Below are 23,031 nucleotides of genomic sequence, written 5' to 3' on the forward strand. Positions count from 1 at the left end.
TGTTGTGGTATAATTGAAAAATCACGCAAAAAAACATATTAATAATAATATAAAAAAGGAAGGAGCAAAAATGGTAAAAATTCGACTCCAAAGAATGGGTTCAAAATTTAACCCTTTTTATAGAATTGTCGTTGCTGATGCACGCGCACCGCGTGATGGAAGATTTATAGAGTCGCTCGGATACTATAATCCAAAACAAAAAATAACTAATGTCAATTTAGAAAAAACATATCGTTGATTGCACGTTGGTGCCCAGGCAACAGATACAGTTCGAAATATTTTTACTAAAAAAGGCGTATTTAAAGCCTTTTTAGATCAAAAAGTAAGTTCTTAATTTTTCTAAATCTAACAAATGAAAATTAATATTTTAACAATATTTCCTCGTTATTTTGATGTTTTTGTTTCTGAATCAATTATTGGAAAAGCAATAAAAGAAAATAAAATAACGATAAATGTTGTTAATTTTCGTGATTTTAGCGAAAATAAGCACCAAAAAGTTGATGATTACGTCTATGGTGGCGGACCTGGTTTGCTTTTACAAGTTCAACCTGTTGTTGCTGCCCTGGAAAAAGTTGGTGGTATAAAAATCGCATTAAGCCCTCAAGGTAAAAAGTTTGATCAAAATATTGCTAGAAAATTAGCAAGCGAACCTGAAATTACACTTTTATGTGGTCATTATGAAGGTTTTGATCAAAGAATTATTGATAATTTTATTGATTTTGAATTATCAATAGGTGATTTTATTTTAACGGGCGGTGAAATTGCGGCAATGGCAATAATGGATGCGATAATCCGTTTAAAACCCAATGTAATAAATTTAGATTCTTTAAAAAATGAAACTTTCAATGATTTTTTGCTAGATTATCCACAATATTCCCGTCCAGCGAATTTTCGCGGACTTTTGGTTCCAGAAGTTTTAATTTCAGGAAATCATAAAGAAATTGAATTGTGACGGCAAAAACAGAGAGAAGTAATTACTCAAAAAAAGCGACCTGATTTGTGGGAAAAATTTTTAAAATTAAAAGCAAGTAAATAAAAAAATTTCCGTTATAATTTGTAAAAAAAGTTAATAATGGAAATTTAAAAAATAAAAGGAGTTAAAATGCAATCAAGATTGATAGAAATTGTCGAATCAAGTCAACTTCGTCAGTTTCCGCAATTTCAACCTGGTGATAATGTTCGTGTTCACTTTAAAATTCAAGAAGGGAACAAAACTCGGATTCAAATTTTCGAGGGTCTTGTAATAAAATTCAAAAAAAATGGATTATCATCAAGTTTTGTAGTTCGAAAAATTTCTCACGGAGTTGGAGTTGAAAGAACTTTTTTACTTCATTCACCACTTGTTGACAAAATTGAAGTTGTTCGTTCTAATAAAGTTCGTCGCGCTAAATTATATTATATGAAACAGCGTTCTGGAAAATCAGCACGTCTAAAAGAAATTAAGCGAAAAGAATTAAAAGCACAATAAAAATTAATAGATAAATCGTGGAAAAGTTAATAATTGTCGAATCACCAAATAAAATCAACACAATTTCGTCCTACCTTGATTCAACTTACAAAGTTACTGCTTGCGTTGGTCATATCACAAATTTAGCAAAAACTGGAAAACACGGATTAGGAATTGATGTTAGCACTTGAACTCCATCTTATGTAATTGATAAAACTAAAAAGAAAACAATTACCGAAATTAAAAAATTAGCAAAAAAAGCTAAAACAGTAATAATCGCAACCGATGCTGATCGCGAAGGTGAAGCAATTGGTTCATCGCTTGTTGAGTATTTAGAAATTGCTGATAAATATCAGCGAATTAAATATAACGAAATTACCAAAACGGCAATTCTGCACGCTCTTGAAAACCCAGGTGAACTTAATCAAAACCTTATAAATTCACAGCAAACAAGACGAATGTTAGACCGAATAATCGGTTTTCGTCTTACGGCATTGTTAAAATCTAAGATTAAAAATCCGCCAAAAAATCCAGCGGCAGGTCGTGTTCAGTCTTTTGGTTTAAAGTTGATTGTTGATCGTGAAAGAGAAATTCGGGCATTTAAACCAGAAACTTATTTCAATTTGTTAATTGAACTTAGCGATGAAAACAAAGATACTTTTGAAGTCAATTATTATAATTCTAAAAATGATTCAAAAAAGGCAGACTGAATTAATTCAGAGACTGATCTTACTGAAATCATTAACGAAATTAAAGAAAAACCTTATTTAATTTTAGATAAAATCAATCGATCAGAAAAGAAAGATCCGAAAATAACACCTTTAAAACAAGCGACTGTTTTCAAAAAAATGTCGCAATTTTCGTCTTCTGCAGTTTCACTTTCATTGCAAAAACTATACGAAGGTTTCGGTGATTATGGTCTAATTTCTTATCCAAGAACTGATTCTACTCGTCTTAGCCAAACTTTTCTCGAAAAAGGGAAAGAATTTATTGTTAAAAATTTTGGCGAAAATTATTTTGCAAAAACAATTAAAGGTTTTGCTGGCGACCAAGATGCCCACGAAGCGATTAGACCAACAAATTTAGAATTAACTCCGGAATTAGCAAAAGAAAAATACCCACTAACAGCGATTGATTTCCAAATTTATCAGTTAATTTATCGAACCACAATTGAAGCGATGATGGAAGTACCAGTTCGAAAAATTACCCGACTTACATTTCAAAGCCCTTCAAAAAAACATTTATTTACTTACAGTTATTCAGAATTTATTTTCGATGGTTACTACAAAGCGACAGAATTACCAATTTTGAAATTCAAGCCTGAATTTAAGTCATTAGATCAATTAATTGATACCGAATTTGCTGTTAGCGAAAAATTTGAAAAATCAATAAAATCGTCAAAGCACGAGACAAAACCGCCTGCACATTTTAATGATGGAACACTAATTGAAAAATTAGATGATGAAAAAGTTGGTCGTCCTTCAACTTTTGCAGTTTCAGTTAAAAAACTAAAAGATCATTTATACGTTGATTCTGAGTCAAAATCATTAATTTTAAGTGAATTTGGTGAAATTGTCTATGATAATCTTGCAAAAATTTCCCCTGATATAATCGAGGCTAAATTTACCGCCAACGTTGAAGAAGAACTTGACTTAATTGCGCAAGGAAAACAAGATTATAAACAATATCTTGATTCAATGTGATCAAAAATTGAAAACATTATTAACGACGCCGAAGCAATTGAAAAAGTGGTAATGGAAATTCAATCTACCGGTGAAAAATGTCCGCAATGTGATTCTGATTTAGTTTATCGTTATAATCGCAAAACAAGTCAACGATTTATCGGATGTAGTAGTTTTCCAAAGTGTCGTTTTTTAAAACCTGATCCTGATGCAAAAAAAGTTTACCGCTTTTATGCAAAAAATGCTAAAAAAAATAGTAAATAATTACTATTTTTTATTTTTATCTAAAAACAGAAAAAAATTATGATTGATACTAATTTAATTGTTGTAATCGCCTTACTTATAACTTTCCTTGTTGGTTTTTTTTCTTATAGTTTTATTTCTAACAAATTTAAATTGCGAAAACTGAAAGAGGAAAAAGAAGAACTAAAACAGTTAACCAATAAAACCTTGGCAATTTTTTTAGCACGTATCATAATAATTATTGAAAAAAACAATGATTTAGTCGATAATTTTGTTGTCGGAAACAAATTAAAAATGTCCGATGTTAACAATGTTGCCAAAACTCATCTCCAATCTTTACAAAAAGATCCAATTGTTGCCCAAATTCTTAAATCAGGTTATGAAACTGAAAGAATTTTTTTTGACAATTTAGCATTATTAGCAAATAGTAAATCTAATTTATGAAAAAAACGCAATGCTGTTGAAATTAAGTATTTTTCAGATTTTGCCATTTACCTAAAAGATTTTGATAAGACAATTTTGGTTTTTTTTAATGAAGAAAAAAACCAATTTCTTAAATATTATCATTCTTTAATTATTGATTTAAAAAAAGGCAATCTTAAAAATGAAGAAATTATCAAACTATGTGATAATTATTTAGAAACTCACCGAGTTCCGTTAAATATAAAAAAATTACCATTTTGAAAAAAATGAAAAAAAAGATAAAAATCAAATTTTATTTCGTTAATTCTTTAACATTTTTCCGAATAGTTGCAGCATTAATAATTGCTTCTTTTCTTTATTTTTTTAGCAAAATAAACAATTTCTACCTTTTCTATACTTCGTTTGTTGTTTTTATACTTGCTAGCCTTTCTGATTTATTTGATGGTTTTCTTGCAAGAAAATGGAAAATTGTCTCTGAATTTGGTAAAGTTTTTGATCCGATTACCGATAAAATTTTAACAACAACAACCTTTTTCTTTTTAGCGTATTTATCTTTAGTGCCATGAGGTTTTGTGCTAATTTTTATTCTAAGAGATGTTATTGTCGATGGAATAAGAATCTTTTTAGCCAAAAAAAATATCAATGTTGCTGCCAATTTTTGGGGAAAATCAAAAACTGTTTTACAAATTATCGCAATTTCGATAATTTTTATAGGTTATTCAATTAGTGTCGAATTTTACGACAAAAACTTCTATAACAAACACTTCTATTTATTTAATTTAGGGGTAATTATTTCTGCTTTCATCGCAATAGTTTCAGGACTTTTTTATATAAGTCCAATTACAAAACTAGCAAAAGATAAAATTGCAAGTTAGTCAACTTTTTCAATAATTGCCTTTAAAAAACTATTAAAAAGCGGATGTGGATCGAGTGGTCGTGCCACAAATTCAGGATGATATTGCACACCAATGTAGAAAATATGTGATTTTGACTCACAAACTTCGATTAAATCAGTTATCGAATCTCTTCCACTAAAACTAAAATCAGAATTTTCTAACTTATCTAAATATTTTTTAACAACTTCAAAACGGTGACGATGACGCTCGAATGCAAAACTTTTACCATAAATCTTTGCAATTTTTGAGTTTTCAGCAAAAATCACTTTATACTCGCCAAGTCGCAGAGTTCCACCGATTTGTAATTTTGAACCATCGGTTTTATTATAATCAAGAACACTAATCTGATCTGGTTTTTCGGCTAGAAATTCAGCAGAATGTGCATTTTTAATTCCATTTAACCTTGCAATTGCAACTGTCATTGCTTGCATCCCAAGACAAATTCCGATTGTGGGAATATTATTTTGATAACTAAAAATTGCCGCTTCTACTTTGTTTTCAAATCCGCGAAAACCAAATCCGGGAAGAATTATTATTCCTTGAAAATTTTTAAGTATTTCGACTGAAAAATCCTGTTTTGCAGTATCAAAAAATTCTAATTCAAGATTGATTTTTTGATAAGCTGCCGAAATTTTGAAAGCTTCTAAAATTGACTTATAGGCATCAAGGAACTGGGTATATTTTCCAAGTGCGGCAATTTTTAGTGTTTTATCCCACTTTTTTAACAATAATTTAGTAAATTCTCGCCATTTTTCCAACTTTGGCTGGCGAAATTCTAATTGAAAATGAGAAAATATCGAATTTAATAAATTGGTTTTTTCAAGTAAAAGTGGAAGCTGGTAAATATTGTTAAGATTAGGGATGATGATAATATTTTCTAATGGCAAAAAGGCACTTTTTGCTACTTTTTTAGCAACATGCTCTTCCATTTTTTCGTTTTCAAGACGGAGAAAAATCGCATTTGCACGAATTCCACGCGAATTTAATTTTGCAATTGAAAACTGTGCCGGTTTGGTTTTGAACTCGCCAGATGCAAACAAATAGGGAATGTAAGTTGTGTGGATAAAAAAAACATTTTTAAAATTTGACTCAGCAGCCATTTGTGATGCGGCAAAATAAAATGGATTTGATTCCATGTCGCCAACTGTACCACCAATTTCTACTAAAACAAAATCACTTTGATATTTATTTGCTACATTTTTAATCCGCAAAATAATTTCATCAATAACATGCGGAATTATTTGAACAGTTTTCCCCTGATAAAACCCTTTTCTCTCTTTTTCAATTATTGAAAGTAAAATTTTACCACTTGTATGATTAGAATCTTTTGAAAAATTTTGGGCAACAAATCTTTCGTAATGCCCTAAATCCAAATCAGTTTCACCACCATCAGCGGTAACAAAAACTTCACCGTGCTCATAAGGTGATAAAACTCCCGGATCAACATTCAAGTATGGATCTAATTTTAAAATATAAACAGAATAACCACAACTTTTTAATAAATTTGCAACAGAAGCAACTGATACACCTTTACCAATTCCGGATAAAACTCCACCAGTAACAAAAATAAATTTAGTCATAATTATTCCTTAAAATTCAAAATTATACCATAATTTAAAGTGTTTTTTTACGGAAACAGCATCTAATTTTACCGTTTGTAAAATAAAGAACCCATTTTTTCTTAACTGCAAAAATAGATTTTGTCCATTAAGAAAAAATGGGTTAAAGTATTTTTTAATCTTAATAATTGAACATAAAAACTAAAATTTTTAGATAAACTTGCACTTTTTTAGTTACTAATATTATAACAAAAATAGAATAATAATTGAACAATATTTTTTTACCTAATTTATTAATAGCAAAATTAATTCACAAAAAAACCTATGAAAATAGGTTTTTTTGAATTTCAGTCTTAAAAATTTAAAGTAAATCTATTCTAAATAAGCATTAACAAAAGATTCTAAAACTTTTTCACGAGCAACTTTAGTCGCTTCTTCATCGCCACCAAAATCAGAATTACGGATTGCAGAAAAAGCTTTGATTAAAACTTTAGCACGAGAATCAGGGTAAGTTGGAGGTTTTAGACCTTGATCATCGGTTTGAGAATCCTGGCTAGTCTTGACAACTTCAGGGTTTGGTCCGATTTGGTAATAATCTAAATTGTAGGTGTTGATATCTTTTAAATTACCAACACCCTTTTTAAAACTTGTAGTTGAGAAAACCTTGTCAAATTTTGGTCTTTGGCTAGTAGAAGAATAACCAGTTAATTCGAGTTTGCCACCAGAACCGTTTTCTTTTTTGATAAAAAGTTCAAGAACAATCGTTGAACCATCTTGAATAAACTGTGCATCAGATTCAAAATTATTATTTTGTTGAAACTCACGACCTCACATAACTTGGTTTTTTAGTGTTATTTTTGTGTCATTAATACTTTCTCGAGTTAGTTCAGGAAATTGGTTTGCTTTAATTTCTTTAAGAATTTCGGGAGATAAAACAAGCGCTTGTTGTTTTGTGACAGGTCTTTGGACACCGTTTCCAACTTGTACGCCTTGTCCATTGTTAAAAAGTTCGCCAAAATTCACATCAAAATCCATACCTAAAATATAGGCGAATTTTGGTGATTCATTTGAAATTTGTTGAGCTTCAATTTCTTGCCTTTTACCACTTTCATCGTTTTTAAAACTAGCTTTTGCCTCTACATTTCTTACCTTTTGAATAAACAATCCTTTTCCCTCTTTTGAAGCGACTAAATAATGTTTGTTAAAATCGTTAATTCCGTTGATTTTGAAAGCTAAAAAGAAAGAACCGTGTTGAATATCAGTTGGGTTAGATTGATTTTCTCCTTTTCCGCCAACAGCAGAACCAGCAGAACCTGAACCTTCTGCTGGTTTTTCCTGAAACTTAATTGATTTGGTGATTGAATAACCATCGTTTTCTTTTTTAATGTATCCTTTAAATTTCAGTTCTGGGCGACTAAAGTCGGTTAAAATTGACTGACCATCACTTTCAGTTTTAACATCGTTTTTTCCATCGATGAAAACTAAAGGACTAAATTCTTTGGCAACATCAAAGGCAGTTTTGGCACTGAATACATTATTTACAACGATTTTTGAATCGGCAAGATTTTCGTTTGTTTTTTTATTAACTATTGCAAAATTCAACTCAACTGCTTTTGTTAAAGGTGTTAAATTGAACTTAAGATCAATATTTTCTGGGTCTGTTTTTGCTAAAAGTAAAGTTTTAACAACCGCAACTCCAAGTCCGTTTTTTGCTGACTCTGGTTCTTCAGGTTTTTTAGGGTCTTTTTCTTCTTCGGGAGATTCGACTTTAACGGTTGAATCTTTGCTAATTTCAGATGTTAGTTTTTCTTTAAATTTTTTAATTTCTTCGTCTGTTCCAGTTTTTCCGTGTTCTAAAAAGTAAGCATTTGAAGCAACTTTTTCGGCAATTGTTGAATTATCAGAACTTGAATTGCTTTTGATTATATCAAAAATTTGTTTTACATATAAATTAATTTGCGTCGCAGTCACAGTTGGTGCGCTTTCCGGTTTATTAAGCGAAAAATTAGTAATTTTTGCAACACTTCCTTGTGCTTTGGCAATTTTTCGTTCCAAACTACGTAAGTCAGGTTGTAAATCAAAATCAAGTTCAAAATCACTAATTTTAATTGGCGTTCTGCCAATTTTGTTAGCAGAAATTGTTAATGAAAAACGAACTTGTGAATTTTTTGATAATTCAGCGGCTTCTTTATCATCTAATTTTTTTAGTGATGGAGTGATTTTTAACTGTCAAGTTTGTCCATCGGCACTTGAAAAAAGAATTTTTTCTTGGAGATTATTAGTGTCGAAATATTTGCTAAAATCAAAATTAGTGTTTGATTTTGCGTATATTTTTTGTGCAAGTGATTGATCTTGGTTGATTAGTTCGGCTTGAATTTCTTTTTTTAATTTAAATATTTTTGCAGCTTTTTGACTGATTTCATCAGAAAGCCCTTTAAAAATTTCTTCGTTTGTATTAAGACCTTGAATTTTCAAATCAAGACTTTGTTTTGTTTTTGTTACAAGATTTTCGATTTCTAAACTAAAAGTTAGAGTTCCTTTTTTGTCATCAACGTCTTTGAAAACAAGTGAAGTATCTTTTAAAATTGGTTTTATTATTTGGTTGTTATCCAAATAAGTCGGTAAATCTTGAGCGTTTACTAAATTAAGGTTTAAATTATTTTCAACTAAAGCACGTTCGAGTGATTCTGCAGAATCTGCACTTTTTCGAAACTTTGCATAGGAATTTTCCAAACTAACTTTTAATTCAGATGCACTAGTTAAAAGTTTAGATTTTAAAACTAGTGAAGATTTTACAGTATCAACATTAAAATCTTGAAGTTGGTTTGATTCAGTTTTTGGACTAAAACCAGAAAAATTTACTTTTTTACTTAATGTTGCGTTAGTTTTTGGGTCAGTTACAAAAACCAGCACGTTATTTATAGCGTTTTTTTCAACTTTTGCACTATTAAAGTCAAAACTAACTTCAAAACCTTGTTTTTCTAAATCGCTAAAGTCAAAAGCTTGCGCTAAATCAAAACTGTATAAAGGATTTTTTGCAAGTTCAAATGCTGATTTTGCCGAAAAATCGGTAAATTTAGGCACAATTTTTACTTTATCAAGTGAATTTGCAACTTTTTCATTATCAAAAACAGATTTAGTATCAAGTTTAAACTCGTTAGATTTTTCAATAACTTTTTGAAAATATGATTTGTTATAAGAACTAATTCCGACCGAAACCCCAACAATTCCAGAGGCAATAATCGTAGTTCCTAATCCAATGGCAATTATTTTAAATTGTTTTTTCGATTTCATAGTTATTTCCTATTTTTGTTTTGGTTCTTCAGTTTCTGCGGTAGTTTGACTAGATTTTTTAATTACAGTAATGTTGAATTTTTTTGAATAACGGTATTTTTCTTCTTTAGGTTCAACGGGAGATTTTTCTGCAGGAGCCGGAGCAGCAGTTTCCGCTGGTGCGGTTTCAGAAACAGTTTGACTTACAGTGGTTTCTGAAGCAGTTGTATCAGAAGTTGAACTTTCTTCGGTTGTTGCTTCTTCTGTCCGCCCTTCTGCATCGCTAGGTTTTGTTGCTTTTTCTGACTCGTCATTTTCTGTTTTAGGTTGTTCTGTTTCTTTTCCGATTTCTTCAATGTAATCTTCAGGAATTCCAACTTGAATTGTAAGACGCTTTTGATTTTGATCCCCAAAATTGTCATTGTTTCTTACTTCAACTTTAATTTTAAGTTTTGAATCATATTTTAAATTAAAGAGTTTTTTGTAATTTTCTTTAATAATATCGCTGATTAGTTTTCCAACTTTTGGTAATTTTTTAGTTAAATCATTTTCATTTTCAGATGATTCTGGAGAACTTTTTTCTGCAGGAGCCGGAGCAGCAGGCGCTTCAGTTTCTTGAGTTTGTTCTTGAGCTTCCACTTGTTCACTTTCTTGACTAGTTGTTTCTTCAGTATCTGTAAAATTTGTTATTAAATGTTTATCTTCGTTTTTTAGCAACAGACTTGATTTAGCAATTTTAGCCGCTACCATTTGTGCTGCTTGAGTAGAATCAGTCCCACTTCCGTTGTTTGTTAATTTTTGAAACTCTTCTTCAGTTAAATAAATTGTTTCATAAGAAACGGGAATCGCATCGATAATTTCGTCAAGTTTTTTTGTAACCTCATTAACTTTTGCTTGTTTTTCACTGATTGTTTTTAGAATCAGTGTAGTTTTTGGAGTTTCGAAAACTGGAGTTGAGATTTTACCATTTGCATCTTTTTTACCGATTTTGTAAAAATAAGTAATTGATTTAAAGTTTTTTTGTTCAGTTTCTTGTGAATCTGTACTAGAACTTGCTCCTGAATCAGATTTTAGTTTTTCAATTTCGCTTTTAGCATCCTCAAGATTCTTTTCATTTTCAGCGTCATCGACTTCGTTAAAAACGATTTCAGAGTCTAATTCTCCAATTTGACTTCAAGTTGCAAAGTTGTCTAGAAGTCCAACTTTATAATAAAAAGCGGCTAAAACGTCGGCAAGAGTTTCGAAATTAGTCGCTTCTTCATAACTTTGGAAAACATCTTTTAAAATTTGCTCGTTTTTGTCGTTAAACAATTTTTGAGAAGTTAGTTTTGAAAGAATTTCGCTATCATTTTCAAGCTTTTTGATTTGATTTTTTAAATTTTCAGGTAAAAATAGCGTTGCTAAAAAACTTGAAGAGTCAATATTAGCATACTGATTATTAAAACTTAAGCTAGTGTAATTTTGTGAATTTAGTCTTATTTTACTTGCACTTTTGAAAATATTGTTCCAATCAAATTGAAAGTCATTATCAAGATCGGCGAAGTCAAAAATTAGTCCTGCCGCTTTTAATAGTTCAAAAAAAGTTTTCACAATTTTTTGCGGGTTCTGTTTTGTTAAAGAACTATAGAAAGCCGCAATTTCGTGCGGATTTTGTAAAAATTTTGACGAATCAAGCGAAAGAGTGTGTGTTTCTTTTGCTTGAAGTGATTCATCTTTTTTAAAGTTTTTGAAATCAGTTTCTTTTGGGAAATTTGACTTACCAGTTCAGCTATTTACAAGACTTTCGTGATTTGAAAAGTTGTATTTATAACCACTTTGAGCGCCAATTTTTGCTTTTAATTTGCTAAATTCACCATTTTTGATTAATTTTTTGATTTCATTTGGGCTATAAGGGTTATTTGAATCAAGTAAAAAATATTTTGGATTAAGTTTTTCATTTGCTCTTTGCGCTTCTGAAAGTTGGAGATCGGATTTTTTATAGATAAATTCTCGTGCTGAATTCGATGTCGTATTTTGTTCCTGGCCAGATTCAGTTGAACTAAAGTGGCTTAATTCGAGTTTTCCAGATTTTTCCTCGATTATTTCATCACTATTTTTTCCATAAAAACTTGCTAAAATCTGAATTTTATAAGGAATTGAAACGACAAAATTACCATCTTTTTTAAGAATTTCGGCACTAAAAGGATCAAAAATTACATTAAGCCCCTTTTGATTAAGTGAAGCACTTGAAACTAAATTGGAAAATTTACCAAAATCAAACGCAAGCGGTTCTTCAAGAATTTGGTTAATTTTTTCAGTTGCATCTTTGCTTGCATCAAAAATTGAAAATGTTGATTTTTTTTGTAGTAAACTAAAAAAATCAAAAGCACTTAAATTTATAGCTTTTTTTGGTTTAATTTTCTTTAGAACTAAATTTTCAATTAGCGACTTTGATGAACTAAAAAGTGAACTACCATCATCTTTTATTAATTTAATTGGTTCAATTCATTCTTTAACATCAGGGTAATTTAGTAATTTCTGTGCATCAGCACTAAATTGGGCTTGAAGAAATAAACTCAAATTATCTTTATGATCAACAGTTGCATACTGGTTGCTAAATTGATTTTTGGCAAAACTAAAATTAAATATTTTATTGTTAGTATCAGGAATTAAATTGTTTTTATCGTGATATAACTGCAATAAAACTTGTTTGGCATTAGGGAATCATTTGTCAATTTTTGATTCTAGTTCTTTTTGCTGACGGGATAAATTGAAATAATCAGCGACATCTTGTGCCCTTTTTAAATAAGGGGAAATAGTAGAATCTGATTTTTTAGTTTCTTGCTCTGCAAATTGTTTTGCAATTGCTTCTCCTGTAATCGGAGTAAATTTAGTTCGAAAAATCTTTACTAATTTTTGCAAGGAAGCGTTAAAATTTGACCGTAAAAATTGCGATTTTTGTGAAAAACTGATATCTTGAGTGTAATTATCGGAATAGACAAAATTTCCATCAGCTAATTTTTGGGCAACACGGTATTTAATTTCAAAACTATGACTTTGGTCATTAGGTTTGATTTCGAGAAACTCAAGATGTGGTTTAGTTTTATCAATTTCTTCACCGAAATCAACTTTTTGGTTTAAACTACCATTTGTTTTTTGAAAAACATCTACCAGACGATTAAAATCAAGATCAGTTTGTTTTTTGCCATTTTCATCAAAGATAATTTTTTTGATACTATTATAATTATCATCAACAGTTAAATCGCCTAACTTAAACGAAATTAGACTTATTTTTTTGGCAAAATCTTGAACTTGCTGTCGTGGATTATCTGGATATGAAATTCTTGATGTTAAAACAGCAACAGTCGTAAAAATTCCTATTCCAACTAGGCCAACAGCCAATCCGGTTTTTGATAAAATGTGACTCTGTAAATTAACAAGGAGCGATTTCCGCTTTGGTTTTTTCATAAAATTAAACCTCCACAATTTGTGATTTTCAATCTGGTTTTGTTATAAATTATACTAAATTTATTGTATAATGTAGTGTAAATGTATTTTTGCGGTTTTAGAACACCTAAAAATTAAAATAAGTTTTATTTTTTAGGCTGTTCCAGAAAATTTAAAGAATTTTCTTTAATTTTTTTTAAATTATTATATAATTTCAAAATTATGAGCGTTCTAACGATTTCTAAAAATTTTAAACTAACACACATTGAAAAATTAATTATCCGTTTTATTGAAACTAAACCGAGAAAATTTGTTGAGCAAACGATTAATGAACTTGCTGCAACTTTATTTATTAGTGTAGGAACAATTACACAATTAACGAAAAAACTTGGGTTTAACAATTTTAAGGAACTTAAAAAGTTTGTTATTGAATGACTTAAGCTCGAAAAAGAAAATAATTTATACAATGAAAATGATCAAATTGAAAATATAAATCTTCTTTATGCTCATAGCATTGAAAAAACTTTGGCAATTCTTGATGTAGCACAAATCGATAGAATTGTTGATTCAATGTTAGAAAAAGAGAAAATTATTTCTTTTGGGGTAGGATCTTCTTTAACTGTTGCAACAGAATTTGCAAATAGTCTCCGTAATTTGCATTTAAATAGTTTTACTGCAAATTCAATTTCAGAAATTGCATCTTGAGTTGATAAGTCAACAAATACTTGCTTATTTATTTTTTCAGCCTCAATGACTTCAAAAGACGTAATCGCAATTTCTAAATTGCTAAAACAGCAACAAATTCATACAATTTTTATAACTTCAAATATTGATTTAGAACAAAACCATAGTTCTGAAGTTGTCTATTTTGATGCTTTAGAGCAAAATAACAGCGCTTTTTCCGTTGGATCGAAAATTGCTCAACTTTTTATCGCGGATTTAATCACCTTAAAGGCTCAATGCAAACTAAATTCTTCTCGTTCTGATTTTTTCAACGAATTTAGGCGTGTTTGGTATAAAAAAATTAAGTCTGATTAATTTTTGTAAAAAAATTTTTAGCGGTTTCAATATCGCTTTTTTTCAAAATATCGCTTTGCTTTGAAAAAATATATCTAATTTGTTGAACAATTTCTAAAAAACCAGAATTAGTTTCACTTTTTTCAAAAAAATGAACTTTTCCTGTGAAAGTTCCAAATTCAATCTGCAAAATTAATGGTAATTTTACATTTTTTTCAACTATAACAAAATAGGCAAGGTAAAATCCGGCAGCAGGGCAAATTAAATTTTCATTTCAATTAAATTTTCCATCTTGGTCTAATTTAATGCTAACCAAAAAATTAGTTGCTAAAAGTTTATTCAAATTTAAAAAATCACCAAATTCTAGGAATAATTTAAGATTTTTTGTTGAAATTTTACTATTTGAATCACTAAGATGCTCAACAATTTTTGTTTTTGGAAATAATTTAACAAGTTCTTCTGTTCCTCAATTAGCATTTTTTCCAAAAACAAAATTTTGTCCAACAACAAAAAAATTAGCTCCATATTCAATAAAGATTTTAACAAAACCTTCGCCACTCAGTTGCTGAAATTCACTATCAAAATCAAAAAGTAAAATATTTTTCACGCCTGAATTTGCCATCATCTGAATTCGTGCATCGAGATCGGAAAAAATTTTATTGCCGTTTTTTGGAAGTTTTGCTGGATCCTTAATTAACATCACAACAACTTCGTCTGTTAATTTAGTAGCATTTTTTAATAACTCTAAATGACCCAAGTGGAAAGATTCAAAACCACCAAGAACAAAAACAGGGTTTTTAAAATTAAAATTAAGAACTGGATAAGTATAAACTTTTGTCATTTTAGTCGATTATTTTTAACTGTTTTGCTTTAAGATAAACGCCACATAACTCCATTGGCGGCGCAAAATCGTCGGCAACCTCTTTAACTTCAGGTAAAGCGTTTTCCATTGCAACGCCAAAACCGACATTTTTTATCATTTTGGAATCGTTACGCGAATCGCCAAAGGCAATAATTTCGGATGTTTTGACGTTGTGCATTTTTGCAAGAACTTCTAAAGTCGACATTTTATCGACATTTTTGGCGCCAACAAAAAAACCTCACGATCAACGGGAACTAATTGAAACTTGGAGATTATTTTCGTCAATGAAATTTTGGAACTCAATTTGGATTTCAGAAGTTGTATCTTGGTTGTCAAAAATTGTGAAAATATGAAATTTATTTTTAAAATTACACTCTTTTAAAGGACGAATTTTATCTGAATAAATTTTTAGAAAATTTGATGAATTTGAAGGATAATAATTTGAAGTGTAAATTCATTCAGCATCCATAATTACATATCGAGTTTTACGGCCATCAAAAAATTCGACTATTTTTAAAAAGTCGCTAAGTTGGATCGGGTTCTCGTAAATCATTGACTTTTTTTTGAAATCGTAAATAAAAGCGCCGTTGGCTCCTATAAAAAAATCAACATTTTTAGCATTTATTAAATCGCCAATTGTTACAAAATCACGACCTGTGACAAAAGTTGTGATAATATTTTTTTCCTTTAATTTAGAAAATAGTAAATTAATTTTATCAGGAATTTCTTGTCCGCCATGTGGGACAATTGTATCATCAATATCGGTGGCAAAAATTTTAAATTTGGTCATTTTTATAAAAAAGTTTAACTATTTAATCAATTTATTAATCTTATTTCCAAATAATTTTTTTGGAAATAGTTGATTATTAATTATTTTGCCAAAACCAACAATTTCGTTTTTAAACATTAATAAAACAAAATCATTATCTTTGGCAAAATAATTAAATTTTTTTCCCTGAAAAATCAAGCGCAAATTTTCTTCGTTTAATAAAATTTGTTTAAAATTAATCAGATTTTGTGGTTGAAAAAACGAATTTACAAATTCGATACCAAAATTTTCAATTTTGGTGCGTTCAAGTTCTTTTAAATATGCTCTTGTGCCTAAAATTTTTCCTAGATCATTAGCGAGAGAACGAATATAACAGCCTCGTGAAACCTCTCACATTATAGTGCAATTTTGCTGTTTTTCGTCAAAATTCAGCAAAATTGTTTGATTTATTTTTATCTTAATCGGTTTTAATTCGACTTTTTCTTCATTTCTAGCGTAATGATAGGCGCGTTTTCCAGCGATTTTCTTGCTTGAAAAAACAGGTGGAATTTGTTTTTCTAGTTTTTCTAGTTTTCTTAATGCATTTTCAATTTCTTCTTTTGAAACTATAATGTTATTTTCGCTCGGGAAAATTTCACCATCAGCGTCGAAACTTGTCGATCAAAAGCCGAATTGAACTTTTGCAAAATATGTTTTATATTTTTGATCGAAAAATTGCAATAATTTTGTGTCATCATCAGTTGCAACTAATAAAATTCCTGAAGCCATCGGATCAAGAGTGCCTGAATGCCCAGCTTTTTTGATTGAATTTTGTTTTGCTCATTTTCGAAGAAAAGTTGCCGAACTTATTTTTTTTGGTTTATACAGGAATGTTATCATTGTTATTAAAAAAAAAAAAAAATCAACACGAGGTTGATCATTAACGTGGTGCGCAAGAAGGGACTTGAACCCTTACACCCGAAGGCACTAGAGCCTAAATCTAGCGTGTCTGCCATTTCACCACTCGCGCAGAAAAACACAAAACTTATGACTTAAATTTGGGCTTGGTGCCACTTATAGGAATCGAACCTACGACCTTTCGCTTACAAGGCGACTGCTCTGGCCTGCTGAGCTAAAGTGGCGAAATGGTGGAAGATAAGGGACTTGAACCCCTGACCTTCGCCTTGTAAGGGCGTTGCTCTCCCAACTGAGCTAATCTTCCGAAAATTTGGTGACCCGTACGGGACTCGAACCCGTGAATCCATGGATGAAAACCATGTGTGTTAACCGCTTCACCAACGGGCCAAATGGCGCCGATTGCGGGGATCGAACCTGCGACCAACTGGTTAACAGCCAGCTGCTCTACCGCTGAGCTAAATCGGCAAAATAAAACTATATATAATTATACTATAAAATTTTTATTTTTTTAAATATATTTAATTTTTTTATTTATAAAATCTAAAAAAATTAAATATTAATTATTTATTATCGTTTATTGCTTTGAAACTAACAACTTTACGATTTTTATAAAATCCACAAAATTGGCAAACATGGTGTTGTAACTGTTTATTTGAACAATTTGAACAATTAACTAAATTTGGCAATTTCAAAGCAGAGTGTGATTGTCGTTTATGTTTTCTTTGTTTTGAAGTTTTTCGTTTTGGGACTATTGCCATTTTTTTCCTTTTAATTATAGTAAAGTTTATTTTTTTTGACTTTTTTGTCGAAAAAAATAAACTTTACTAATTATTATTTGTAAAACTTGTCAATTGCTTGACAAACTTGATCGGTTCCAGTAACTCTGTAGGTTATTTTCTGGCGATTATTAATTATAACATAATCTTTTAATTTTATCGAGAAAATTTCAGGAATTTTTTTAATAATTTTTAAGTAAGGATCGGGAAAATCACCTATTTCTAATGAAAGTGTGACATCGCGATATTTTAGTTGTGAATTATCGTAAGGTAGAAATTTAACTATCTTTTTCTCCTTTTGTGAAAAAGAATCAAGTTTTGATACGATTATTTCAAGAAAATTTATATTTTCGTAACCATATTTTGCGTTTATTTGCCCAACTCAACCTACTAAATTATTGTTAAGGTAAATAAATTGCGATTTTCCTGATTCAAGAAAGTCACAATTTGCTGGGACGAAATCAAAATCATAATTATATAATAATTTTAGGTGATTTTTAAGGTTTTCAATACCATAAACAGTTGAAGCTAATGCAAAAACTTGATTTCATTCCGAAATTGAGCCAGTTTCATATATGCTGACATCGCTCATTTTTCTTTTTACGTTATATTTAACAATTTTTGCCAACTGCCAGGCCAATGAGTAGCGAATCGTTGTGTGATCCTGGGATGGGTATGTCGCTAAACTTTGATTTTCAAGTTCTAACGGGTTAAAATTCTCGTTTTTTGAAATCAAAAGGAATGAATTTGTCTCATAATACCCAAGTACTTCGAGTTTTGCTGGTTTAAAATCAACTTCAGGAATTCTAAAATTACTTACTTGTAATTTTTTTTCGCCGAGATTTTCAAGTCCATAAAATCTCAAAAAATCAGCGGCATAATCAGCAAAAAATTCAATATCGACGCGATAAAAGGGCGCAATGAAACTTGATTCGTTAAAATTATACCCTATTTTTTCCAAAATTAAATGGGTTTTTTTAATTTTTTCATCATCAAGTTCTAAACCTAAAATATCATTAAGTTCGTCATAATTTAATTGAATTTCTGATTTTTTCAATTTTAAATTTAAATCAAAATTAATTGGCAAGGAAAAGTCAATTTCCTTTTTTTCAAGAAAAAAATTTAGGAAAACAATTGATAAAAAAGTAGTTCCTGTGTTGTAATTTTTTGCAAGCTGCCTTGATTTTGGACTATTTTTCTTTAAATTTTGATTAATTTGTCTTATTTTGACTAAATCAAATTTTGGAAGAATAAGGAAGAAATTTTCGTTTTCTGAAATAATAGGTTCAAAAATTTCTGGAATTAAAACAGGTTTTCCATCTACCAAAAATTGGAAGGCTAAAGTTGAACTGTCAAAATTATTAATTTCAACTTTTTTATAAACTAGTTCAACTTTTTTTTGTTTATTTTCTAATTGCAACAAATAGCAAGGTTGTCCGGTGTAAATTAGGACAAAATTAGTGAAATTTTCTGTAAAATCAGCAATTTTTACTTCCGATTTTAAAAGTAGAAAAATATCAACTAAATCTAATTTAGGCACTTTTTGAATTTCAAGTGCAAAAATTTCACTATCAGTTTTATTAATAAATTCCAGATTTGATTCAAATTTACTTTGAATTTTTCATTTATTAAAATCAAAATCTAATTCTGTCTTAAAATAAGCAGCAAGTTCACGTGCTAAAATTAAATAGGAATTTGCATCCGGACGATTTCATAAAAGTTTGATATCAAGAATTAAATCATTTAGTTCTAAAACTTCGAGCGGATCCGATTTTAGATCAAAAATTGGGTCAAAAACAAGAACGCCTTGGTCTAGTTCAGAGTTTAAAAGTTCTTGATTAAAACCTAATTCAGTACTAGAAACTAACATTCCTTCGGAAATGTGGCCGCGTAATTTTTTTGCTTGGAAGGTAATTTCGCCTTTTTTTGAACCAGGAATAAATGCAATAACTTGCTTGTTTTCAGTGACATTTTTTGCTGCTGTTTGAATTTGTCTTACTTGATCATCGAATTGAATTTTGCAAATTAAGAGATTATCAGCATCGGGATTTTTTTTAATTTCCAAAATTAAACCAAATTTAATACCGGAAATTTCGTTTAATTTTGAGATTCGATCAACTTCAAAACCGAGATTAATTAAGCCATCAATTATGCTTTGGTCACTAAAAGCATTTAAATTTGCTAATTTTTTTAGTCTTTTTAATGAAAAAAGCATTTTAACCTACCTAAATTGCTTTAAAAAGCGTAAATCATTTTTATAAAATTCCCGAATGTCAGCAATTTCGTATTTAACCATTGCAAGTCGCTCAATTCCGATTCCAGCAGCAATTCCGTAAATTTTTTTTGAACTAAAACCAGCAGTTTTCATCACTTTTGGATGCAAAAGTCCGCAACCTAAAATTTCAATTCACCGGTTTTGATAAAAAATATCAACCTCAAAAGATGGTTGAGTAAACGGAAAATATGAAGGACGAAAGCGAGTTTCTAGTTTTTCTTCAAAAACATATTCAAGCAAATTGCTTATTAAACTTTTAAGATGGGCAACGCTATAATTTCCAGTTGCAACTAAATCTAATTGATTAAATTGGTGCGAGTGAGTTGCATCTTCTTCGTCGTTACGGAAAACTTTCCCATAAGAAAAAAATGCTAGTTCTTGGTTAGGATATTTGCTGATAATTTCAATTGAAATTCCAGTTTTATGTGTTGCTAGCAACTTTTTATCATCAAAAACGAGACTTTGACTTGGTTCGAAAGCAGGATGGCTTGCATCGATGTTAAGTTTTACAAAATTCTGTTCAAAAGTTGTTAATTCATCGGACTTAATGTATTTAAATCCGTAAATTGCTAGAAAATCAGTAATTCTTTTTGTTAAACTTGAAATTAAATTACGGGAATCGTTCATAGTTTTATCCCAATCTTAATAACTTTTAGTAAAAAAGTTATTTTCTTTCTCTAAAATATAGCAAATTATACCATAAAATAGGGTTAATTTTTCAATCTTTGTTAATTAATAATTTCAAATTTTTAAATCAACTTTTATTTTAAAAATTTGAAATTATTAGGAATTTCTAAAAGACCATTCGGGAATAAATTAGTGCTAATTTGGCCTTTTTTTGCAAAAAGCGCCTGGCGATAGGAGTTTTTTTGATCTTTCCCGCCGCCGTAAATCAAATCATATTGTGCTAAATTATATTTTCCAAATAAACCAAAATAATTAAATCCCTCAGAACGAAAAGCGGCAATTAGACCTGTTTTTGCGAATTTATTACCAAAATGATAAACGCCAACAAGTTCGTTTTTTTGGTTTCGAAAGGATGAGCCACTAGCGCCACCGGTAGTTGCAAAATTTTTGACTATGTAATTAAGTCCGCTAGAAATTAATCTACCAGAGTTTTCAAAACTTGAAACTGATTTGTAAATGTTAGGAAAACTAAGAAAAGCATCGACAATTCCTGGTTTTTCTCAAAAAGTGCGATAGCCAATTTGACTAGATAGATAATCTCCTTGGTCTAATAGTTTTTCTGAAAAATGTAAATTTTGACTGTTTTTATCATAAAATTGCGGTTCGCTATTCGTCCAAAGTGAAAAAGTCTCATTTCGACGGGAATAGGCATCATCTTTGTTCTGTTTATCGTCGCTTTGAAGATAAAAATCATCGCTAGATGAAGGGAAACCAACAGCAAAAAGACTTTCTCCTTTGTATTTCTGAAGTTCATCTTTGGTTGAAATAATTTTTTTATCAATTTCAGAATACTTGTCCAGATAGGAATTTTGCTTAAAACTAATGTGAGAATCAGGTAAATTAGCATAATTATTTGTTAATAATTCTGCTAATTTTTCCGGATTTGTCTTGATTTCTCCGTATTTTTGGTCAATTAGCAACTGATTTTGGTCAAAAGGTTTAAATGATCATATTCAGAGATCATTTTGACTAGTAATTCTAGAAAAATCGAGTTCAAGAACAGCAAAATCAATAAATTCTTCACTTTTTTCGTATAGTTTTGCTTGTTTTTCTTCGAGAAAATCACTCGGTTTTGATTTTAAAAAATCAGAACCGAGAAAAATTTTACTAATAAAGTTACGTAAAATTGCCGGTTTTTTAAAGTAAAATCGTTGAAAACTTGAGTCATTATTGACTGTAGAAAATTTTTTATCAAGATCAGTCTCGCTATCTAATTTTGTAATTATCACATTTTGCGTCTTATCGAACATTAAATTATCGGCAACGTGCAAATTTGTACCAAAATATCATTTTGTGGGGTATTTTCCGTCTTTTGTTTTTTCAAAATCTAGAATTCACATTGTTCCGGCAGTGCCAAAATTTTGACCTAAATCATTACGGTTGGTAAATTCAATCCCAAAAGTTTGCAAAGCAATTTTTTTATACATTTTATTAACAAGATGACGTGGTAATCCTGTAAATTTTCATTGATTTTTGCCAATAAAATCAGTACGAATTGACGCTTTTGGGATTTCTTTCGCTCCGTCATAGAAATTTAGACCTAAAAAATTGTTATTTTGGTCAAATTTTGGTAGTGTAAAACCTTTAATATAAGAGTTTTTGTAGTTTTCAATTCCAAAAAAACGCGCCTTTTTGTCGAAAATATCAATAGCTTTTTTCGCGTTAAAATCCAAATTTTTACGGTATTTTAAAGGGTTTTTACCGTGAAAACTTAAGTTATTGCTAAGTCCGGAAATATAATTTTTGTTGTCAAATTCAAATCGGGATCGTTGGTCTAATTTTGCATACTCTAAATAATCGCGGTCAAGATTATCAAAATACGAAATTTTTTTATCATAATCTTTTTGACCATCAAAAGGGTTGTTTTTAAATCCTTTTAGTTCAATTTTTTTAATTTCTTGTTCATTTGTTTTTTTATTTTTTAATTTAATAACCAAGCCGATTGCGCCAAGTCAGTCAGAAATATTTTTTTCTCTTTGGTTAAAAAACGGGTCAAATTCGAGCAATTTTATCAATTCGTATTTTTCTTTACTTTTGCCAACAAGTTCAATTTTAATTTCATCAAGTTTTAGATCAGTTGGGTAAATTTCATCTTTTCGCCTGTTTGAATCACTAAATTTAACAAGATTTCACTCAATTTTTTCGTTTTTTTCAAATTTATTTGTAAATGAAAATTCAAGTTTTGAATCACGTTTAAATAAATAAAGAACATTTCCATCTTTAATTGATTTCAAAACGATTTTTTCATATTTTTGTGGAACTAAAAAAAATATTTGTGAATTTGACGTTTCTAAAGTAAAATTTTGAAGTTTAATTTCATCGTTATTTTCAAGAATTACCGATAAATTATTAGGGTTTTTGAATTTAATTGAAAAATTAAACAAAATTTGTCTATCATTAACTTCCGATTGCAAAAATGAAAAATCTTTCGGTTCAATATTTTTTGTTATTAAATCACTTTTTTCACTTTTTTGCTTTTTTTCATCAGTTTTCAATTCCTTTTTCTCTTCTTCAATTCTCGGAATTGGATTTTTTATTTCATTAAAACTTTTGTTTCCGCAAGAAACAAAAAATAGACTAGCAAGAAAAAATGCTTGAAAAATCAATGTTTTTTTGAAAAATTTATTTTTTATGGCCATAATGCTTTTTTTTAAACAAATATTAAAAAAAATTCAAACAATTTTATTATTTTTGAAAAATACTTGATTTTTTTTAATATTGTCATTAAAGTGTGATTTAATTATCAAAGTAAAATTTTTTTAAAAATAATAAAAAATTTTACCATATTTTCAGGAAAAA

The 23,031-nt window shown here is 29.5% G+C and carries 17 protein-coding genes and 5 tRNA genes; 7 read left to right on the plus strand and 15 right to left on the minus strand.

Going from position 1 to position 23,031, the window contains the following annotated elements; all coding sequences use genetic code 4:
* Positions 1 to 70 precede the first annotated feature (70 nt).
* The 6 genes from rpsP to pgsA all read left to right on the plus strand — a co-directional run bounded on the left by rpsP (position 71) and on the right by pgsA (position 4,670).
* Positions 71 to 334: a 30S ribosomal protein S16 gene (rpsP, locus tag MDIS_RS01260; RefSeq protein ID WP_044635758.1), complete on the plus strand. Its 264-nt coding sequence runs from the start codon at positions 71 to 73 to the stop codon at positions 332 to 334.
* Between the two features lie 18 nt (positions 335 to 352).
* The gene (gene trmD, locus MDIS_RS01265; RefSeq protein WP_044635297.1) at positions 353 to 1,036 is read left to right on the plus strand and encodes a tRNA (guanosine(37)-N1)-methyltransferase TrmD; all 684 of its coding nucleotides are present in this window, start codon (positions 353 to 355) and stop codon (positions 1,034 to 1,036) included.
* A 66-nt stretch (positions 1,037 to 1,102) separates the two neighbouring features.
* Positions 1,103 to 1,468, plus strand: coding sequence for a 50S ribosomal protein L19 (rplS, locus tag MDIS_RS01270; RefSeq protein WP_044635298.1), 366 nt, complete (start codon positions 1,103 to 1,105; stop codon positions 1,466 to 1,468).
* Between the two features lie 17 nt (positions 1,469 to 1,485).
* Positions 1,486 to 3,393, plus strand: coding sequence for a type I DNA topoisomerase (gene topA, locus MDIS_RS01275; protein ID WP_044635299.1), 1,908 nt, complete (start codon positions 1,486 to 1,488; stop codon positions 3,391 to 3,393).
* Positions 3,394 to 3,432: 39 nt separating this feature from the next.
* Positions 3,433 to 4,077: an MHJ_0274 family protein gene (locus MDIS_RS01280; RefSeq protein ID WP_044635300.1), complete on the plus strand. Its 645-nt coding sequence runs from the start codon at positions 3,433 to 3,435 to the stop codon at positions 4,075 to 4,077.
* On the plus strand, positions 4,062 to 4,670 hold the full coding sequence (gene pgsA, locus MDIS_RS01285; protein WP_044635301.1) for a CDP-diacylglycerol--glycerol-3-phosphate 3-phosphatidyltransferase: 609 nt from the start codon (positions 4,062 to 4,064) through the stop codon (positions 4,668 to 4,670). The genes MDIS_RS01280 and pgsA overlap by 16 nt, the downstream gene beginning before the upstream one ends.
* Here pgsA and MDIS_RS01290 read toward each other — a convergent pair.
* From MDIS_RS01290 to MDIS_RS01300, 3 genes are all read right to left on the minus strand, one after another.
* On the minus strand, positions 4,667 to 6,271 hold the full coding sequence (locus MDIS_RS01290) for a CTP synthase (protein ID WP_044635302.1): 1,605 nt from the start codon (positions 6,269 to 6,271) through the stop codon (positions 4,667 to 4,669). The two genes, pgsA and MDIS_RS01290, sit on opposite strands and share 4 nt — an antisense overlap.
* 351 nt (positions 6,272 to 6,622) lie before the next feature.
* Positions 6,623 to 9,544, minus strand: a complete 2,922-nt coding sequence (locus MDIS_RS01295) for a P110/LppT family adhesin N-terminal domain (protein WP_044635303.1) — start codon at positions 9,542 to 9,544, stop codon at positions 6,623 to 6,625.
* Positions 9,545 to 9,553: 9 nt separating this feature from the next.
* On the minus strand, positions 9,554 to 12,970 hold the full coding sequence (locus MDIS_RS01300) for a P97 family adhesin (protein ID WP_044635304.1): 3,417 nt from the start codon (positions 12,968 to 12,970) through the stop codon (positions 9,554 to 9,556).
* A 201-nt stretch (positions 12,971 to 13,171) separates the two neighbouring features.
* Here MDIS_RS01300 and MDIS_RS01305 point away from each other — a divergent pair, with 201 nt between their 5' ends.
* Positions 13,172 to 13,987, plus strand: coding sequence for a MurR/RpiR family transcriptional regulator (locus MDIS_RS01305; protein WP_044635305.1), 816 nt, complete (start codon positions 13,172 to 13,174; stop codon positions 13,985 to 13,987).
* On the opposite strand, the gene MDIS_RS01310 is transcribed toward MDIS_RS01305, so the two are convergent.
* The 12 genes from MDIS_RS01310 to mip all read right to left on the minus strand — a co-directional run bounded on the left by MDIS_RS01310 (position 13,974) and on the right by mip (position 22,871).
* Entirely contained in the window at positions 13,974 to 14,807 is an 834-nt protein-coding gene (locus MDIS_RS01310; RefSeq protein ID WP_044635306.1) for an FAD synthase, read from the minus strand. The two genes, MDIS_RS01305 and MDIS_RS01310, sit on opposite strands and share 14 nt — an antisense overlap.
* A gap of 1 nt (position 14,808) precedes the next feature.
* Entirely contained in the window at positions 14,809 to 15,618 is an 810-nt protein-coding gene (locus MDIS_RS01315) for a YcsE-related riboflavin metabolism phosphatase (protein ID WP_044635307.1), read from the minus strand.
* 18 nt (positions 15,619 to 15,636) lie between these two features.
* The gene (gene truB / locus MDIS_RS01320) at positions 15,637 to 16,476 is read right to left on the minus strand and encodes a tRNA pseudouridine(55) synthase TruB (protein ID WP_044635759.1); all 840 of its coding nucleotides are present in this window, start codon (positions 16,474 to 16,476) and stop codon (positions 15,637 to 15,639) included.
* A gap of 46 nt (positions 16,477 to 16,522) precedes the next feature.
* A tRNA-Leu gene (locus MDIS_RS01325) sits at positions 16,523 to 16,606 on the minus strand.
* A 35-nt stretch (positions 16,607 to 16,641) separates the two neighbouring features.
* A tRNA-Thr gene (locus tag MDIS_RS01330) sits at positions 16,642 to 16,718 on the minus strand.
* A gap of 4 nt (positions 16,719 to 16,722) precedes the next feature.
* Positions 16,723 to 16,798, minus strand: a tRNA-Val gene (locus tag MDIS_RS01335).
* Positions 16,799 to 16,805: 7 nt separating this feature from the next.
* Positions 16,806 to 16,881, minus strand: a tRNA-Glu gene (locus tag MDIS_RS01340).
* A 3-nt stretch (positions 16,882 to 16,884) separates the two neighbouring features.
* A tRNA-Asn gene (locus MDIS_RS01345) sits at positions 16,885 to 16,959 on the minus strand.
* 95 nt (positions 16,960 to 17,054) lie between these two features.
* A complete protein-coding gene (rpmF, locus tag MDIS_RS01350; RefSeq protein WP_044635308.1) occupies positions 17,055 to 17,252 on the minus strand; it encodes a 50S ribosomal protein L32 in 198 nt (65 codons plus the stop codon).
* Positions 17,253 to 17,325: 73 nt separating this feature from the next.
* Positions 17,326 to 19,485 carry a phenylalanine--tRNA ligase subunit beta gene (locus MDIS_RS01355; RefSeq protein ID WP_044635309.1) on the minus strand — a complete coding sequence of 720 codons (2,160 nt, stop codon included), beginning with the start codon at positions 19,483 to 19,485 and terminating at the stop codon, positions 17,326 to 17,328.
* A 6-nt stretch (positions 19,486 to 19,491) separates the two neighbouring features.
* Positions 19,492 to 20,172: a tRNA ligase subunit PheS family protein gene (locus tag MDIS_RS01360; RefSeq protein ID WP_044635310.1), complete on the minus strand. Its 681-nt coding sequence runs from the start codon at positions 20,170 to 20,172 to the stop codon at positions 19,492 to 19,494.
* 134 nt (positions 20,173 to 20,306) lie between these two features.
* Positions 20,307 to 22,871 (minus strand): Ig-specific serine endopeptidase MIP, encoded by a 2,565-nt coding sequence (mip, locus tag MDIS_RS01365; RefSeq protein ID WP_129640134.1) that lies wholly within the window; start codon positions 22,869 to 22,871, stop codon positions 20,307 to 20,309.
* Positions 22,872 to 23,031: the final 160 nt, after the last annotated feature.

The sequence above is a fragment of the Mesomycoplasma dispar genome (genome assembly GCF_000941075.1).
GTDB classification, from domain to species: Bacteria; Bacillota_I; Bacilli_A; order Mycoplasmatales; family Metamycoplasmataceae; genus Mesomycoplasma; species Mesomycoplasma dispar.